The following is a 14,791-nucleotide window of genomic DNA, read 5'->3' as shown; positions in this document are numbered from 1 at the left end:
CAACGGCTGGTGCGCCCGTTTTGTTATCAACAGCCTGAAGCACCTTACCCGTGATTTCCACCAGATAGGATTGCAGAGCGCCCGTGTCCCACGATTCAAAACGTGCACCGATCTCAGCAGGCGACATGCCCTGACCGTAGCGCATAATCCCGTAGAGTTCAGAGATCATCTGCATGTCGGCGTATTCGATGCCATTGTGCACGGTTTTGACAAAGTGCCCTGCACCATCAGGACCAAGGTGATCAGCACAAGCCTCGCCGTTGAACTTTGCCGCGATGGCCTCAATGACGGGGCGGATGCCAGCCCATGCTTGGGGCGTGCCGCCGACCATGATCGACGGACCGTGACGGGCACCTTCTTCGCCTCCCGAAACGCCCATACCGATAAAGGTTAGGCCACGGCCTTCGACCAGAGCGGTGCGGCGACGGGTGTCGTGGAAATCGGTGTTTCCTGCGTCGATGATCGTGTCACCCGGTTCGAGCAGATCACAAAGTTCTTCGATCGAAGATTCGACGGGATTGCCCGCAGGAACCATCAAGATGATCGCACGGGGCGCAGGCATGTTACGCGCCATATCCGCAAGGCTCGCGTGCGAGGTCAATTTTGCAGCGAGATCGCCCGCTTCGGCAACAAATTCAGCGGTGACATCGGCGGAACGGTTGGCAACATGGAGCGCAAATCCGTTATCGAGGATATTGAGCGCAAGTGCGCTGCCCATTGTTCCGAGGCCATAGAGGCCAAGGTTGGCAATTTGAGTCATTTAAAAAACGTCCTTTTCGGGTTCGTTGTTTGCCTCTCTCTGGGTGCTCTGATAAGACTTAGACAACGAAATATAAACGTCCCTAGGCGGATATATGGTACCTTTTTTACGCACAGCCTGGACCGAAGTCGTGTCCCCGATGCTGAACCGCCCTGCGTTGGTTCAGATTGCGGCGCTGTGCATACGTGAGACCAAGTCTGGTGATGAGGTGCTTTTGGTCACATCGTCCAATGGTCGTTGGATTCTGCCGAAAGGTTGGCCCATTGACGGGATGAGCGGTTCGCAGACTGCACTGCAGGAAGCATGGGAAGAGGCGGGCGTCAAAAACGCGCGCGCTGCAAAGGAACCTGTCGGCACCTATGACGGGAAAAAGACGGTCGACAACGGGATAGAGCGGGACTGCCGCGTATATGTCTATGCGATAGAGGTCGAAAAACTGGCCAACAAATTCCCCGAGAAGGACAAGCGCAAGCGCAAATGGGTGCCGTTTGACCGCGCCGCAGACTTCGTCGAAGACGCCGATATGGCCGAATTTTTGCGAACCCTTAACGGATAGTGCTGCAAAGAAATGGTTGCAATCGTATCGGGTAATCCTTACCCGACTTGCCAATTGTAACACTTTTATGACAGGCCAATCTGATGACCTCAGAAGACAAGTCGAGCTGGAAAACCCTCGATCGCGATCTTAACCGGATTTCGACGCTCGAAACGGCAACACTCTATGTGTCGCGTCCCATGATCGGCTTCGGGCTCGGTCTGACCTTTATGGTGCTGGCTGGCTTTGCCGCGGCATTCGTGTTCGGCCTAGGCTCAGGTTCGGCTGTGGTCGTAGCTGCTGCGGTCTTTGGCGCTTACATGGCGCTCAACATCGGGGCGAACGACGTTGCGAACAACATGGGGCCTGCGGTGGGCGCGAATGCGCTGACTATGGGCGGCGCGATTGTCATCGCTGCCCTCTGCGAAAGCGCGGGCGCACTGCTCGCTGGTGGGGATGTTGTCTCGACGATTTCCAAGGGGATTATCGATCCTGCGGGCTTTGACAGCTCGATGATGTTCATCTGGGCGATGATGGCCGCGCTGGTGTCCTCGGCGCTCTGGGTGAACCTTGCGACTTGGATCGGCGCGCCTGTGTCCACGACCCACTCTGTTGTTGGCGGCGTAATGGGCGCTGGTATCGCGGCGGCAGGTCTGGCCACCGTGAACTGGACGTCGATGGGCCAAATCGCGGCGAGCTGGGTGATTTCACCTGTGCTGGGCGGCGCGATTGCTGCGCTGTTCCTGTGGTTCATCAAAACCTTCATCATCTATCGTGAGGACAAAATCGCAGCCGCACGCCGTTGGGTGCCTGTGCTAATCGGCATCATGGCTGGCGTCTTTGCGGTTTACCTCGCGGTGAAGGGCCTGAAAAAGCTGATCTCCATCGACCTCGGGCCTGCTCTGCTGATCGGTCTGGCTGTGGGTGTTGCGACATACCTTCTGTCGTCGCCTTACATCCGCAAGAAATCCCAAGGCCTCGAGAACCGTAACAAGTCGCTCAAGGTGCTGTTCGGTCTGCCGCTGGTCATCTCTGCGGCGCTGCTATCCTTTGCACACGGTGCGAACGACGTGGCGAACGCTGTTGGTCCGCTGGCCGCAATCGTTCACACCCAAGAGTTCGGTGAAATCGCTGGCAAAGTGCACATTCCGATCTGGGTTATGGTGATCGGCGCGTTGGGCATTTCGTTCGGCCTCGTCACCTTTGGTCCCAAGCTCATTCGCATGGTCGGCTCTCAGATCACGAAACTGAACCCGATGCGCGCATACTGTGTGGCTCTCTCTGCTGCGATCACCGTGATCGTTGCGAGCTGGCTGGGTCTGCCTGTGTCGTCGACCCACATCGCGGTTGGTGGTGTGTTCGGTGTGGGCTTCTATCGCGAATGGGATCACAGCCGCCGCGCGCGTAAGCTGAACCTCGATAGGCCAGAAGCAAAACGCCTCGCCCCCGAAGAGCGTCGCCGCCGTAAGCTGGTGCGTCGTAGCCACTTTATGACCATCGTCGCGGCTTGGGTCATTACCGTGCCCGCAGCGGCTGGCCTGTCGGCTGTTGTGTTCTACGTGCTCAACGGCATCTTCGGTCACTGATCTAGACTATCGGACCAAACGCAAAAGGCGGACCCTCGGGCCCGCCTTTTTCATTTCGAACTAACGACTAGGTCAAACGCCCAAGCACCAACGCATCACAGCCTTCTGAGCATGTAGACGGTTTTCTGCCTCGTCAAAGATCACCGAATGCGGGCCATCCATCACGGCGCTGGTCGCCTCATCATCGCGGTGCGCAGGCAAGCAGTGCATGAACAGCGCGTCAGGCTTTGCCGCTGCCATCAACTGTTCGTTTACCTGATAGCCCCGCAGTTGGTTATGACGGCGCTCGCGTGCAGATACGGGGTCATGCATCGACACCCAAGTATCGGTGACAACCAGATCCGCACCTTCAACGGCTTTCATCGGATCGCGCTCAATCACGATATTCGCCCCTTTGGCGCGGGCCTCTTCGACAAACACCGCTTCGGGGTCGAGCGAGGACGGACCTGTGAAGGTCAGATCAAACCCGAACTGCCCAGCCGCATGGATAAAGGACGCGCAAACGTTGTTGCCGTCACCCGACCAGACAACCTTTTTGCCCGCGATAGAACCGCGGTGCTCTTCGAAGGTCTGGATGTCAGCCATGATCTGGCAGGGGTGGGTGCGGTTGGTCAGACCGTTGATCACAGGCACGGTCGCGTACTCAGCCATCTCTAGCAGCGTTTGCTCTTCGAACGTGCGGATCATGATCATGTCCACGTAGCGCGACAGAACCCGCGCGGTGTCTGCAATCGTCTCACCATGGCCCAACTGCATATCCGCACCAGACAGCACCATCGTCTGACCGCCCATTTGGCGCACACCCACATCGAACGACACGCGAGTACGGGTCGACGGCTTTTCAAAGATCAGCGCGACCATGCGACCGTCGAGCGGTTTATCGTCGTCAGCCGATCCTTTGGGGCGACCGTTACGAGCCGCTTTCATCGCTTTGGCGTTATCAATAATCGTCCGCAGTTCTTCGGGCGAGGTGGTGTGGATATCAAGGAAGTGTTTCATAGTGTTTTCTTTCGTCGTCGGGATCGGGGCTGCGCCCTTCACCCGCGAAGGTTCAATGCCATCAGACGATCAGGCTTGCTCCAGTTTCGTTGCAGTTGTGTCGAGGCGTGTAACGGCCTCGGAAATGTCTTCGTCGGTAATGTTCAAAGCTGGCAAAAGGCGCAGCACGTTGTCACCCGCAGGAACGGTCAGAACGCCGGCGTCATAGCCCGCTTTGACCACATCGGTGTTGGTGACTTTGCATTTGAGGCCAAGCATCAGGCCAGACCCACGCACGCCCTCGAATACGTCAGGGTGTGCCGCTACCAAACCTTCGAGCTTTTGACGCAGCAGGGCCGCCTTACGGTTCACCTCTGCCAAAAACGCATCATCCGCGATGGCCTTCATCACCGCGTTCCCAACCGCACAAGCGAGTGGGTTGCCGCCGTAGGTCGACCCGTGGGTGCCTGCCGTCATGCCAGATGCCGCGTTTTCAGTGGCCAGAACGGCGCCCAGCGGGAAACCACCGCCGATGCCTTTGGCGACCATCATGATGTCAGGCGTCACGCCTGACCATTCATGCGCAAAGAGTTTACCCGTCCGGCCCATGCCGCACTGAACCTCGTCGAGGATCAACAGAATACCGTGCTGGTCGCACAGATCGCGCAGACCCTTCAGGCACTGATCAGGAAGCGGACGAATGCCGCCCTCGCCCTGCACAGGCTCGATCAGGAGCGCACCGACATCAGCCTCTGCCGCCGCAGCGGTCAGCGCCTCGTGATCCCCCCATTTCAGGTGCTTGAACCCAGGCAGGAGCGGGCCAAAGCCCTTGGTCATTTTCTCGGACCCTGCCGCAGCGATACCAGCCGACGAACGACCGTGGAACGATCCTTCCAACGCAATGATGGTCGTGCGCTCTGGCTGACCTTTTTCGTAGTGATACTTCCGCGCCATTTTCACGGCGAGTTCGCAGGACTCTGTCCCCGAGTTGGTAAAGAACACGGTATCCGCAAAGGTCGCCGCGACCAGACGGTCCGCCAATTCCTGCTGAGCCGGAATGTTATAAAGGTTCGACACGTGCCACAGCGCGTTGGCTTGGGTCGTCAGGGCTGCCACCAGATCAGGGTGCGCATGGCCAAGAGCGTTCACCGCAATCCCTGCCCCAAGGTCGAGATAACGTCGGCCCGATGCCTCCACCAGCCAAGAGCCTTCGCCAGAGACGAAAGACAGAGGTGCACGGTTATAAGTCGGCAAGACTGAGGGGATCATGGATAAACCCTTTGTAAATAGAAGCCTGATTGGTGCCGCAGGGGCAAAGGCGTGTCAATGTATAAGGAAGTCAGATGGATGCGCAAAAAGGCGCACGGCGCTAAAAATTAGCGTCGGCGTCGAATCAGTGTGATTTTCGCATTGGTCATCATGGGGCCGCGTATAGGCGACCCCGAGATATTCGCAAAGTGTTTTGTCAGGCTTTCAGGCGGTAGCCGCGCTTGAACCAATACCAGCAGATCGACATGACGACCGCACAGGCCAAGATTGCCACCCACAGGCCGCGCCATGGGCTTCCGTCCGACACACCGATCATGCCGAAACGAACACCGTCGATGATGTAGAAAAACGGGTTCACGTGGCTGAGTTTGTTCAACACAGGCGGCAGCGCGTCGATGGAATAGAACGTCCCCGACAAGAACGACAGAGGCGTCACGACAAAGTTCGAAATCGCAGCAAGCTGGTCGAATTTATTGGCGAAAATGGCTGCGATGATACCCAAGCCGCCCATAAACACAGCGCCCAGCACCACAAAAACCAGAACCCACTGCGGATGCTGCATCCCAACGCCGAGGAACAGCCAGACGCCAATCGCGATCACCACAGCCACCAAAAGGCCACGCGCAACCGCACCTGCGATGTATCCCGTCACCAATTCACCCGCCGACAAGGGCGGCATCAGCGTGTCCACGATATTGCCCTGCACCTTGGCCGAGGTAAGCGAAGAGGACGAGTTCGCAAACGCGTTCTGGATCACCGTCATGGTCAGGATACCCGGTGCGAGGAAGTGCATGAACGGCACGCCCATCACGTCACCGCGTTGCGATCCAATCGCGATGGTAAAGATCAAAAGGAACAGGCCCGCGTTGATCAACGGCGCCATAAGCGTCTGTGACCAGACGTTCAGGAATCGCAAAACTTCGCGTCGGCACAGGGTATAGAGGCCCAACCAGTTCACTTTTCCGAACCTACGCACACCCATTCCGGCATCTTGTGACATCTTTGCCTCCGTTTTCGCGATTCGAACGCTTGTATCCCGCGCCCACGTGCTTAGAATAGTCCCTTGACCAATGATGCAAGGTCGGATGCGCAGATGCGCCCGCCCAATTAGCCAAAGGAACGCAATATGTCCTGGACCGACGAACGCGTCGAGCTCTTGAAAAAGATGTGGGGCGAAGGCCAGTCGGCCAGCCAGATCGCCAAAGAACTTGGCGGGGTGACCCGAAATGCGGTCATCGGTAAGGTGCATCGTCTTGGCCTATCGAACCGCACGACTGGCGCGGCTCCTGCAGCGCCCGCAAAACCTGCCAAAGAGGCAAAACCCGCAGCGCCCAAGGTCGCCAAGGCGGAACCGAAACCCGCAGCGGCTGCAGCGCCCAAGCCGAAGGCAGAGCCGAAACCGGCTGAAACGACGCTCGCGCCGATCCCGATGAGCCCTGCACGCAAGGCGATCATCCCAGCGGGTCAGCCTCTGCCGCCGCAGCCGTCTGCAAATGAAATCTCGCCCGAGGCTCTGGCCAAGGTGAACGAGGTTGAAAAGACCGCAAAGAAACTGTCGCTGATGGAACTGACCGAGCGGACCTGCAAATGGCCGATCGGCGACCCTGCAACGCCGGACTTCTGGTTCTGCGGTCTGCCGACCCAACAGGGTAAGCCCTACTGCGAAGCCCACGTTGGCGTGGCCTTCCAACCCATGAGCGCCCGCCGCGACCGTCGTCGCTAAGCGTTCAGCACAAATGATACCGAATGAAACCCGCCCGTGACGGCGGGTTTTGTTTTACAAACTGACGGATCCCATTCTAGCGTCACCGCATGACATTTAGTGACGACACCCGCACCCGCATCCGTGACAGCTTTGCCAAACAATCGGCGATGGCGTTGATCCATGCCGAAATCCCCGTGATCGAAGAAGGCCGCGCCGAGATCGAAATCCCGCATTGGGACGGGGTTCTCCAGCAGCATGGATATGTGCACGGTGGCGTCGTTGGAATGATTGCGGATTCTGCGGCGGGCTATGCTGCGATGACCGTGGTGCCAGAGGGAACATCCGTTCTCACCGTCGAATATAAGATCAACATGGTTGCCCCAGCCAACGGCGATAAGATCGTCGCCAAAGGTTCAGTGCTGCGGGCGGGACGGACCCTGCTGTTGACCAAGGCCGATGTCTATGCGGTCAAGGATGGCACCGAAACGCTCTGCGCGGTGATGCAACAGACCATCATGGCAATGCACGGCAAAGGCGAACGCTAAGCGGCGACAAACTGTTTCCCCAGCGTAAAGTCATATGCGCACAAGGCCCTTTTGCTATATGAAGCAAGGATGCAGCCTCAACTGCGCGGGTTCATTTGATAGGTAGTCGAATGTCGTTACGGTGGCTTTTAGGTTTTGTTTTCATTGCTTTAATAAGCTGCGGCGAAGCCCCCTCCCGCGCCGAAAACGTGCGAATTCTACTTTTGGGCGATTCGATGATGGCCTTCAATCGCGGTTCTGGTTCAGCCGTTTCAGATGCGATTGAGGATCAACTTGGCGAAGAAGTTGTTGATCGCTCTGTCTCTGGCGCACGGATCAACTATGCGCTCCCCGTCAGCGGTGCAGCAGGCCTTAGTATCCCGAAACAAGTGATTGATGGCCCATGGGAATGGGTGGTCATGAATGGCTACGGCAATGATATTCTGTTCGGCTGTGGCTGCCGCGCCTGCGACCGTCAGGTGGATCGCCTAATCAGCGCGGATGGTCTTTCAGGGTCGATACCAGAGTTCGTTGCGACCCTGCGTGCGCGTGGTGCAAAGGTGATCTATTCTGGCTACCTCAGAACCCCTGGTATCCAAGCCCCCGTCGAAAGCTGCGGTGTCGTGGGCGACGAACTGGATCGTCGACTGGCGCTCATGGCTGCAGCGGACGATGGCATCACCTTTGTCGCGATGTCAGACCTCGTACCCTTTGGTGACCGCAGTTATCACGGCCTCGACCTCGTCCACCCGTCGCCCAAAGGCAGCCAAGCCATCGGCGCACGGATCGCAAAAATCATCGCAGCAAACGATTAGCGCCCGTTTTCCCGTTCCGCCCATCGGCGTAGCGGCTCCATCGCAGCGAGCAACCCTTCGCCCTGCGGGGTCAGCGCATATTCCACACGCGGCGGTATCTCGGCAAAAGCCGTGCGACTGATCAAACCATCGCGGGTCAGTTCGTCCAAGGCAGCACTCAGTACCTTGTCCGACACGCCTGCCAGCGCGTCCTTCAAGTCGCCATATCGCAGCGTCCCACGGGACAGCACATCCAGCACCCGCGCCTTCCAGCGTTTGGACACGAGGCCCATCGCCAGCTCATAAGGGCAGTCGGTGCTGCGGGTACGGTACGAATACTTCATTCCTTACCAATACGTGAGCGAACCGCCCCCTGTCTAGCACCACTTCCCAGATGCCATTTACAACGCTATATGCGCCCCATGTCCCAGAACCCGCCAAACCTCCGCCCCGACCTTGCCCCGAAACCTCGCTTTTCGGAGCCGAAACGTAACGGCCAGCCGACCATCGGCATGGTGTCCCTCGGCTGCCCCAAGGCTTTGGTCGACAGTGAACGCATCCTGACCCGCCTGCGGGCCGAAGGCTATGCGATCAGCCCTGACTATTCGGGCGCGGACGCAGTGATTGTGAACACCTGCGGGTTCCTCGACTCGGCCAAGGCGGAAAGCCTTGATGCGATCGGCGAAGCCCTCGTGGAAAATGGCAAAGTGATCGTGACCGGCTGTCTGGGCGCCGAACCCGATTACATCCGTGAACACCACCCGAATATCCTCGCCGTCACGGGGCCGCACCAATACGAACAGGTGCTCGACGCTGTGCATGGCGCTGTGCCGCCCTCGCCCGATCCCTTCATCGACTTGCTGCCGGCCTCGGGCGTGAAACTCACCCCGCGCCACTACAGCTACCTCAAGATCTCTGAGGGCTGTAACCACAAGTGCAAGTTCTGCATCATCCCCGACATGCGCGGCAAACTCGCCTCGCGCCCTGCCCACGCTGTGATCCGCGAGGCGGAAAAGCTGGTCGAGGCGGGCGTCAAAGAACTGCTCGTCATTTCGCAAGACACCAGCGCATACGGCGTTGACATCAAACATGCGACCGAGCGGGACCACCGCGCGCATATCACGGACCTTGCTCGTGAGCTGGGCAGCTTGGGCGCTTGGGTGCGGCTGCACTACGTCTACCCCTACCCGCATGTGCGTGACCTGATCCCGCTGATGGCAGACCGCCTGATCCTGCCCTATCTGGATATCCCGTTCCAGCACGCGCACCCTGACACGCTCAAACGCATGGCCCGCCCTGCGGCGGCAGCCAAAACGCTGGACGAGATCGCGGCGTGGCGGTCGGTCTGCCCTGATATCACCCTGCGTTCGACCTTTATCGTCGGCTACCCGGGTGAGACCGAAGCGGAATTCCAGACGCTCCTTGATTGGCTGGACGAGGCGCAACTCGACCGCGTGGGCTGCTTCCAATACGAAAACGTGGATGGCGCACGGTCGAACGACCTGCCCGATCACGTCCCTGATGAGGTGAAGCAAGACCGCTGGGACCGCTTTATGGAAAAGGCTCAAGCCATTTCCGAAGCCAAGCTACAGGCCAAAGTCGGCAAAACCCTCGAAGTCATCGTGGACGACATCGACGAGGACGGCATCGCAACCTGCCGCACATGGGCCGACGCCCCCGAGATCGACGGCAACCTCTTTATCGACGAAAGCACCGAAGGGTTGTCAGTGGGTGATATTGTTACCGTTGAGGTAGACGAAGCGGGCGAGTATGATTTGTGGGGTGTGTTGAAGTAACCTCGCAGTCGAAATTGTCCCAGAAAATAATCTATTATTGCGATGAATCGCATATTCGAGGCTCCAAATGGTTCGGGGTCGGTGGCTTGGCGATCCCTCTTGATCAACTACCTTTTGTTGAAGGCGCCATATATGCGCTTCGAGCGAGCCAAGGGTATGATGGTCAAGACAATCAAATCCAGTACAAGACCGCAAAGAAGCGTCGAGATAATATATATCGCGCATACATCGACCTTTTAGCTGCACTCATAAAAGATAAGCATGTCCACTTGCATCTACGTTTTAAATACGCTCACGGCGAAAGGGTGGACACTTCAAGTATTAGTAAGGCCTTTTATTCGCTCCTTTTGCATCGCGCCGGCAGGCAATTCGGATCAAGTGCGAAGTTAATTATTCGACCTGACAATGGTTGCTGCACAGAGTATCTTCCACAAATAAAATCAGGATTAAATGCGGATATTCTTCGCCGACGCTACTCGGGTAACAGCACCGCGGTAATAGATATTTCACCGTGCGACAGTGCCTTCCATCACCCACTACAGCTCCTCGATGTAACTTTGGGTGCAATTAGCTCCGCGAGAAATGGTTATCATTTAGATGGTAGCACTGGCGAATTTAAATCTGAATTAACAAAATACGCTCTTAAAAAACTAGGCCTTACGGATGAAATTTATGATACACCGATTAACTCGGCTCATCTAAACATCTGGAATGTTAGGTGAATTTCACGGCCCCAAGATGCTATTCGCTAAGCGAAAGGCAAAGACATCTCTTCGGTTTTCGCATCTAGGGACGTCTCAAATATAGGAAATGCACGTAAAAAGTCAACATACAGATGAACTCAAGTCTTCAGATATTCTCACCCCATCCCCTCCAAATAGACCCTAACCGCCTCCTGCACGTGGCGGAACCTGTCTCCGCCGAGGTGTTTGCCGCCGAACCAGCGGGTGACGCAGATGAGGTGTCCTCGGAGGCCTTCGCGCTCTAGCATCCGCACGATCACCATGCCCGCGCCGCTTTCGCCGTCGTCGTTTTTCAGCGGCCCATCGTCGAGTAGCACGGCCCATGTGTTATGGGTCGCCTTGGCGAATTTCTTGGTCTTGCACAGCTCTTTGATGAACGCCTTTGCGTCCTCTGCACTGCTGCAGGGCGCGCCAGAGACCGCGTATTTCGACCCACGGTCGCTGATGACATTGTCGATGATCTTCATGCCCGCGACCCTAGTCCGTGAGGGCCGCAGGCGAAAGGGTTACTCGCTGATGGCAGCGTTGTCTTGGGTCGTGATGCTCTGCAGGTAAGACAGGATAAAGTCCTGCACGACGGGATCGGTGATCCCCACGTGGCGCATTTTCGTCCCCGGCATAAAGCCGCTGTTGTCCTCCATCCACGCCCGCAGCGCGGCAGGGGTCCAGACGATGCCAGAGGCCGCCAGAGCGGTGGAGTAGTCATAATCCGCAACGGTCCCGGCCCCACGGCCCACAACGTTCACGAGAGGCGGGCCATAGCTCGGGTCGGTGGGGTTATCGGCGTGGCAACGGTGGCATTCCGCGTCAAAGAGTTTCTCGCCCGCCTCAACTTTGATCTCGTTGTAGGAGTCCGCGAAAGCGGGGCTCGACAGAGCGATCAGCGCAAGGGTCGCAGCGGTTTTAAAGTAGGTCATAGTGCCCTCCTGAATGAATGCGCCAAGGCTACGCCTCTGGTCAGCAGGAAGGTTGACCCAGATCAACGAAGGCGGGTCTGAGCCTAGTCCTTTGGTCGTAGAAATCGCAATTAAAGCGCGGAAAGCACCACCCAGAGGAGGAAAACAACGGCAGCGGTGATCGTGTAGACCTCGACCCGACCGAGTTGGACCATGCGGACCTGAGGTGGCGGATTGTGGAATTCGACACGCGGTTTCGGCGGTTTGATCTCGTTCACGACGCCCTCTTCTAAGAGCGCCATCAAAAGCTGATCGCCTGTCAGGGATTCACCATATTGGCTGCTAATCCGAACCGTCGGCCAAAGCGGGAACTGAGAGAGTTGACCGTCTTTGTTCTCGACCGTCATGGCGAGGACCGCTGTATCGAGCACATCAAACCCGATGATCGTCACAGCGTCGCTTGGGCTGTCTGGCCGTCCTGCGTCGTGGATCACTTTGGCAGGCAAAAGGGATTTAACTGTGTAACTCATCCCGGAACCGCCGGCCTTTCATCAGTCTATCAGCGCGGCCTTGATACGGTCCAAATGCGCGCAACCTTGCCAAACACCACACCCACTATCGACATTCAGCCAACCCCGAGGTGTGTAGCGACGTGCGCAAACACGGCACTTCCTCAAAAGCTCGTCAGCCTGCACGTCGTCCACATGTCCTTCTGCTAAGGCAGCAAGAATATCTGCCGCGCAGGGTGGAACGTGAATCATAGTAATGGCTGTCTTAAAGTCTGATTGTCTTAGTGACGTCATCTCACATCCCGCAGCCTAGCGTGTGTTTCATTTGGTTAGGGTAACGGTTCCAAAGGGAGGCATTTTACATACCACTGACAAAAAACACTGACCGAGTGAAAAAATTCGACGGACTTTCGTTTAGTCCCCGTTTCAAGGTGAGTATTTGATCAGTCAGGATTATCGCGATGAAACACCTCCGCGCCTATGCAACGCCACTCACGATCGGCACCTTCCTCATTATGGGGGCGACCGGCATTCTGATGTTTTTCCATACCAATACGACGCTGAACAACGTCGTTCATGAATATGTCGGGCTGGTTATGGTCGCGGCGGTTCTTTTGCACGTTGTGCTGAACTGGCGTGCATTTCAGACCTATTTCAAACGGCCTGTCGCACTGACGCTGATGACGGCGTCTGCGGTGATGCTTGCGGCGTCTTTCGTGTCACTCGGGGATGATGCAGGTGATGCGCGTCCTGACATTATCGCATTGCAGATGGTTAGCTCTGCATCGCTGACAGACCTCGCTCCGCTGATGGGGACCGATGCCGAGAGCCTCATTGCGAAACTGGCCGAACAGGGCCTGACCGCAACAGCGGATCAGACCCTGATCGACCTCTCTGATGGTGACATGCGCGGCGCGATCAGCCTACTCTCTGCCGTCAAAGGCTAAGCAGGTTCGCTCGCCAATTCAGCAAAGGACGCTTTGTTCTGACAATACTGCGGGGGCTCGTCTCCCGCGGATGCGTTTTTGAGCCAATGCTTGCAATGTTCGGGGGATGGGCACGCGCGGCAACGGGTTATGTGATCGGCATATTCCGCCGTAGAAATATGGCCTTCACGCATGGCTTCCGCCAGATCGACCTCACAATGTTTCGCCATAGCGAGGGTCAGCCAAAAATGTTCCCGAATATCGCCCAACCGCTGCATCGGTTCATCCTTTGTATGTCTTAATCCAATCAAGCAGCGTTGTGCGCCAAGTCGCTGACGCCCGCATTGCGCCAGATCAAAACGGCGCACCGTTGACGCATATCAAGGCACCCTTCCTACATCAGGCCTAAAGTCCCCCATCAGACACGAACAGAGGACGACGCCATGACAGAGAACACCGCCGCGATTGCCACAGAGGCTCAGGACCCCTCTGTCGAGGCCAAACCATCTGCCCCTCGTCACCGCCACACACGCATGGCCCGCATTCCCTATGAGGCCGAAAAAGCCAAACTTCAGGCGGAAATGCTCAAGGTGCAGCACTGGGCCCAAGAAACAGGCCAGAAGTTCGTCATCCTGTTCGAGGGCCGTGATGCTGCAGGCAAAGGCGGTACGATCAAACGGTTTATGGAGCACCTGAACCCACGTCATGCGCGGGTTGTGGCACTGAACAAACCGACCGAAACTGAACGCGGCCAGTGGTTCTTTCAGCGCTACATCGAACATCTGCCAACGGCGGGCGAAATGGTGTTCTACGACCGCAGTTGGTATAACCGCGCAGGCGTCGAACGGGTCATGGGGTTCTGTGAACCCAACGAATACCTAGAATTCATGCGCATGACCCCCGACCTCGAACAGATGCTCGTTCGGTCTGGTATTCGGCTTTATAAATACTGGTTCTCAGTCACCCGAGACGAACAGCTTCGCCGCTTTAAGGCCCGCGAAACCGATCCACTGAAGCAATGGAAGCTGTCCCCGATTGATAAGGCGTCGCTCGACAAATGGGATGACTACACCGAGGCAAAAGAGGCGATGTTCTTTTACACGAACACCGCCGATGCGCCGTGGACCGTAGTAAAATCGAACGACAAGAAACGGGCGCGGATTAATTGTATGCGCCACTTCCTATCGACCCTCGATTATCCAGGCAAAGACCCGTCAATCGCCGTACTCCCCGACCCCGAAATCGTAGGCTCTGCGGATAAGGTCATCCACACCGACGAACATATTCTGGGCAAGGCGCTCCACCCCGAGACGCGCAAGGTTAGCCGTTCGTCACGAGCCTAAACAGGATCACGAGCCAAGCCATCCCGACGCCAACAGCAGAAACCGCGACGGCGGCGCTGCCTGCGTCTTTGGCTTGGCCTGCGCGGTCACGGCGCTGGGTTGAGATGTCGTCGACAACGCGCTCAATCGCTGTGTTGATGCACTCCATCGCCAAAACGAACACACCGCCCATAATGATCAGCGCGGTTTCACCCGCCGTCAGCGGCAAAATCACGGCCAAAGGGATCGAGACCGCGTTGGCCCAAATCCACTGCATCAGCGATTGTTCGGTTTTCCAAACGTGAACCCATCCCTGCCATGACCAAATAGCCCTTTGGCGGATGCGCATAATACCTTGCATGATCTTCCCCACTGACCGCTCCTCTCTGCCGTTGGTGCAGAGAAGTCTAATTCGGCGCTCATAACAGCGCGAGTTAAAAGCTTTGTG

The 14,791-nt window shown here is 57.0% G+C and carries 19 protein-coding genes; 9 read left to right on the top strand and 10 right to left on the bottom strand.

Annotation, left to right across the window (positions count from 1 at the left end):
• Positions 1–760, bottom strand: a 760-nt coding sequence (locus AC1QQ2_RS09295; protein ID WP_479712917.1) for an NAD(P)-binding domain-containing protein, incomplete at its 3' end; no start/stop codon positions are given.
• Positions 761–854: 94 nt separating this feature from the next.
• On the opposite strand from AC1QQ2_RS09295, the gene AC1QQ2_RS09290 reads away from it, so the two are divergent.
• Together AC1QQ2_RS09290 and AC1QQ2_RS09285 are read left to right on the top strand one after the other, a co-directional pair.
• Positions 855–1,316 (top strand): NUDIX hydrolase, encoded by a 462-nt coding sequence (locus AC1QQ2_RS09290; protein WP_479712916.1) that lies wholly within the window; start codon positions 855–857, stop codon positions 1,314–1,316.
• An 83-nt stretch (positions 1,317–1,399) separates the two neighbouring features.
• Positions 1,400–2,881, top strand: a complete 1,482-nt coding sequence (locus AC1QQ2_RS09285; protein WP_479712915.1) for an inorganic phosphate transporter — start codon at positions 1,400–1,402, stop codon at positions 2,879–2,881.
• Positions 2,882–2,953: 72 nt separating this feature from the next.
• Here AC1QQ2_RS09285 and argF read toward each other — a convergent pair whose 3' ends face one another.
• The 3 genes from argF to AC1QQ2_RS09270 form a co-directional block, all read right to left on the bottom strand.
• Entirely contained in the window at positions 2,954–3,880 is a 927-nt protein-coding gene (gene argF, locus AC1QQ2_RS09280) for an ornithine carbamoyltransferase (protein WP_479712914.1), read from the bottom strand.
• Between the two features lie 69 nt (positions 3,881–3,949).
• Positions 3,950–5,128 (bottom strand): acetylornithine transaminase, encoded by a 1,179-nt coding sequence (locus tag AC1QQ2_RS09275; protein WP_479712913.1) that lies wholly within the window; start codon positions 5,126–5,128, stop codon positions 3,950–3,952.
• Positions 5,129–5,324: 196 nt separating this feature from the next.
• Positions 5,325–6,128, bottom strand: a complete 804-nt coding sequence (locus AC1QQ2_RS09270) for an ABC transporter permease (RefSeq protein WP_105234214.1) — start codon at positions 6,126–6,128, stop codon at positions 5,325–5,327.
• Positions 6,129–6,254: 126 nt separating this feature from the next.
• Between AC1QQ2_RS09270 and AC1QQ2_RS09265 the strand changes: the two genes are divergently transcribed.
• From AC1QQ2_RS09265 to AC1QQ2_RS09255, 3 genes are all read left to right on the top strand, one after another.
• A complete protein-coding gene (locus tag AC1QQ2_RS09265; protein WP_067550775.1) occupies positions 6,255–6,851 on the top strand; it encodes a GcrA family cell cycle regulator in 597 nt (198 codons plus the stop codon).
• An 89-nt stretch (positions 6,852–6,940) separates the two neighbouring features.
• Positions 6,941–7,378: a PaaI family thioesterase gene (locus tag AC1QQ2_RS09260; RefSeq protein ID WP_479712912.1), complete on the top strand. Its 438-nt coding sequence runs from the start codon at positions 6,941–6,943 to the stop codon at positions 7,376–7,378.
• 110 nt (positions 7,379–7,488) lie between these two features.
• Positions 7,489–8,172: an SGNH/GDSL hydrolase family protein gene (locus AC1QQ2_RS09255; RefSeq protein WP_479712911.1), complete on the top strand. Its 684-nt coding sequence runs from the start codon at positions 7,489–7,491 to the stop codon at positions 8,170–8,172.
• Here the strand turns inward: AC1QQ2_RS09255 and AC1QQ2_RS09250 are convergent.
• Entirely contained in the window at positions 8,169–8,495 is a 327-nt protein-coding gene (locus AC1QQ2_RS09250; protein ID WP_479712910.1) for a winged helix-turn-helix transcriptional regulator, read from the bottom strand. The genes AC1QQ2_RS09255 and AC1QQ2_RS09250 overlap by 4 nt on opposite strands.
• Before the next feature lie 78 nt (positions 8,496–8,573).
• Between AC1QQ2_RS09250 and rimO the strand changes: the two genes are divergently transcribed.
• The gene (rimO, locus tag AC1QQ2_RS09245; RefSeq protein ID WP_479712909.1) at positions 8,574–9,947 is read left to right on the top strand and encodes a 30S ribosomal protein S12 methylthiotransferase RimO; all 1,374 of its coding nucleotides are present in this window, start codon (positions 8,574–8,576) and stop codon (positions 9,945–9,947) included.
• Positions 9,948–9,961: 14 nt separating this feature from the next.
• Positions 9,962–10,669 carry a DUF3800 domain-containing protein gene (locus tag AC1QQ2_RS09240; RefSeq protein ID WP_479712908.1) on the top strand — a complete coding sequence of 236 codons (708 nt, stop codon included), beginning with the start codon at positions 9,962–9,964 and terminating at the stop codon, positions 10,667–10,669.
• 137 nt (positions 10,670–10,806) lie between these two features.
• Here the strand turns inward: AC1QQ2_RS09240 and AC1QQ2_RS09235 are convergent, their stop codons facing one another.
• The 3 genes from AC1QQ2_RS09235 to AC1QQ2_RS09225 form a co-directional block, all read right to left on the bottom strand.
• The gene (locus AC1QQ2_RS09235) at positions 10,807–11,157 is read right to left on the bottom strand and encodes a YigZ family protein (protein ID WP_479712907.1); all 351 of its coding nucleotides are present in this window, start codon (positions 11,155–11,157) and stop codon (positions 10,807–10,809) included.
• A gap of 39 nt (positions 11,158–11,196) precedes the next feature.
• Positions 11,197–11,607, bottom strand: coding sequence for a c-type cytochrome (locus AC1QQ2_RS09230; protein WP_249946916.1), 411 nt, complete (start codon positions 11,605–11,607; stop codon positions 11,197–11,199).
• Between the two features lie 110 nt (positions 11,608–11,717).
• Complete coding sequence (locus AC1QQ2_RS09225; RefSeq protein WP_479712906.1) at positions 11,718–12,116, bottom strand: hypothetical protein; 399 nt, start codon at positions 12,114–12,116, stop codon at positions 11,718–11,720.
• Positions 12,117–12,556: 440 nt separating this feature from the next.
• Between AC1QQ2_RS09225 and AC1QQ2_RS09220 the strand changes: the two genes are divergently transcribed.
• Entirely contained in the window at positions 12,557–13,042 is a 486-nt protein-coding gene (locus AC1QQ2_RS09220) for a DUF4405 domain-containing protein (RefSeq protein ID WP_479712905.1), read from the top strand.
• Here the strand turns inward: AC1QQ2_RS09220 and AC1QQ2_RS09215 are convergent.
• Positions 13,039–13,251: a DUF6455 family protein gene (locus tag AC1QQ2_RS09215; protein ID WP_479712920.1), complete on the bottom strand. Its 213-nt coding sequence runs from the start codon at positions 13,249–13,251 to the stop codon at positions 13,039–13,041. The two genes, AC1QQ2_RS09220 and AC1QQ2_RS09215, sit on opposite strands and share 4 nt — an antisense overlap.
• A gap of 213 nt (positions 13,252–13,464) precedes the next feature.
• Between AC1QQ2_RS09215 and ppk2 the strand changes: the two genes are divergently transcribed.
• Positions 13,465–14,364, top strand: a complete 900-nt coding sequence (ppk2, locus tag AC1QQ2_RS09210; RefSeq protein ID WP_479712904.1) for a polyphosphate kinase 2 — start codon at positions 13,465–13,467, stop codon at positions 14,362–14,364.
• Here ppk2 and AC1QQ2_RS09205 read toward each other — a convergent pair.
• On the bottom strand, positions 14,342–14,704 hold the full coding sequence (locus tag AC1QQ2_RS09205) for a diacylglycerol kinase (RefSeq protein ID WP_105236270.1): 363 nt from the start codon (positions 14,702–14,704) through the stop codon (positions 14,342–14,344). The genes ppk2 and AC1QQ2_RS09205 overlap by 23 nt on opposite strands.
• Positions 14,705–14,791: the final 87 nt, after the last annotated feature.

The sequence above is a fragment of the Aestuarium sp. genome (assembly GCF_023253315.1).
GTDB lineage: Bacteria > Pseudomonadota > Alphaproteobacteria > Rhodobacterales > Rhodobacteraceae > Marivivens > Marivivens donghaensis.
This window is presented reverse-complemented; position numbering and strand designations above follow the sequence as displayed.

Excerpts from the sequence above, each read along its gene's own strand:
- AC1QQ2_RS09290 (WP_479712916.1), top strand. The coding sequence starts at position 855 with ATGGTACCTTTTTTACGCACAGCCTGGACCGAAGTCGTGTCCCCGATG.
- AC1QQ2_RS09285 (WP_479712915.1), top strand. The coding sequence starts at position 1,400 with ATGACCTCAGAAGACAAGTCGAGCTGGAAAACCCTCGATCGCGATCTT.
- argF (WP_479712914.1), bottom strand. The coding sequence starts at position 3,880 with ATGAAACACTTCCTTGATATCCACACCACCTCGCCCGAAGAACTGCGG.
- AC1QQ2_RS09275 (WP_479712913.1), bottom strand. The coding sequence starts at position 5,128 with ATGATCCCCTCAGTCTTGCCGACTTATAACCGTGCACCTCTGTCTTTC.
- AC1QQ2_RS09270 (WP_105234214.1), bottom strand. The coding sequence starts at position 6,128 with ATGTCACAAGATGCCGGAATGGGTGTGCGTAGGTTCGGAAAAGTGAAC.
- AC1QQ2_RS09265 (WP_067550775.1), top strand. The coding sequence starts at position 6,255 with ATGTCCTGGACCGACGAACGCGTCGAGCTCTTGAAAAAGATGTGGGGC.
- AC1QQ2_RS09260 (WP_479712912.1), top strand. The coding sequence starts at position 6,941 with ATGACATTTAGTGACGACACCCGCACCCGCATCCGTGACAGCTTTGCC.
- AC1QQ2_RS09255 (WP_479712911.1), top strand. The coding sequence starts at position 7,489 with ATGTCGTTACGGTGGCTTTTAGGTTTTGTTTTCATTGCTTTAATAAGC.
- AC1QQ2_RS09250 (WP_479712910.1), bottom strand. The coding sequence starts at position 8,495 with ATGAAGTATTCGTACCGTACCCGCAGCACCGACTGCCCTTATGAGCTG.
- rimO (WP_479712909.1), top strand. The coding sequence starts at position 8,574 with ATGTCCCAGAACCCGCCAAACCTCCGCCCCGACCTTGCCCCGAAACCT.
- AC1QQ2_RS09235 (WP_479712907.1), bottom strand. The coding sequence starts at position 11,157 with ATGAAGATCATCGACAATGTCATCAGCGACCGTGGGTCGAAATACGCG.
- AC1QQ2_RS09230 (WP_249946916.1), bottom strand. The coding sequence starts at position 11,607 with ATGACCTACTTTAAAACCGCTGCGACCCTTGCGCTGATCGCTCTGTCG.
- AC1QQ2_RS09225 (WP_479712906.1), bottom strand. The coding sequence starts at position 12,116 with ATGAGTTACACAGTTAAATCCCTTTTGCCTGCCAAAGTGATCCACGAC.
- AC1QQ2_RS09220 (WP_479712905.1), top strand. The coding sequence starts at position 12,557 with ATGAAACACCTCCGCGCCTATGCAACGCCACTCACGATCGGCACCTTC.
- AC1QQ2_RS09215 (WP_479712920.1), bottom strand. The coding sequence starts at position 13,251 with ATGGCGAAACATTGTGAGGTCGATCTGGCGGAAGCCATGCGTGAAGGC.
- ppk2 (WP_479712904.1), top strand. The coding sequence starts at position 13,465 with ATGACAGAGAACACCGCCGCGATTGCCACAGAGGCTCAGGACCCCTCT.
- AC1QQ2_RS09205 (WP_105236270.1), bottom strand. The coding sequence starts at position 14,704 with ATGCAAGGTATTATGCGCATCCGCCAAAGGGCTATTTGGTCATGGCAG.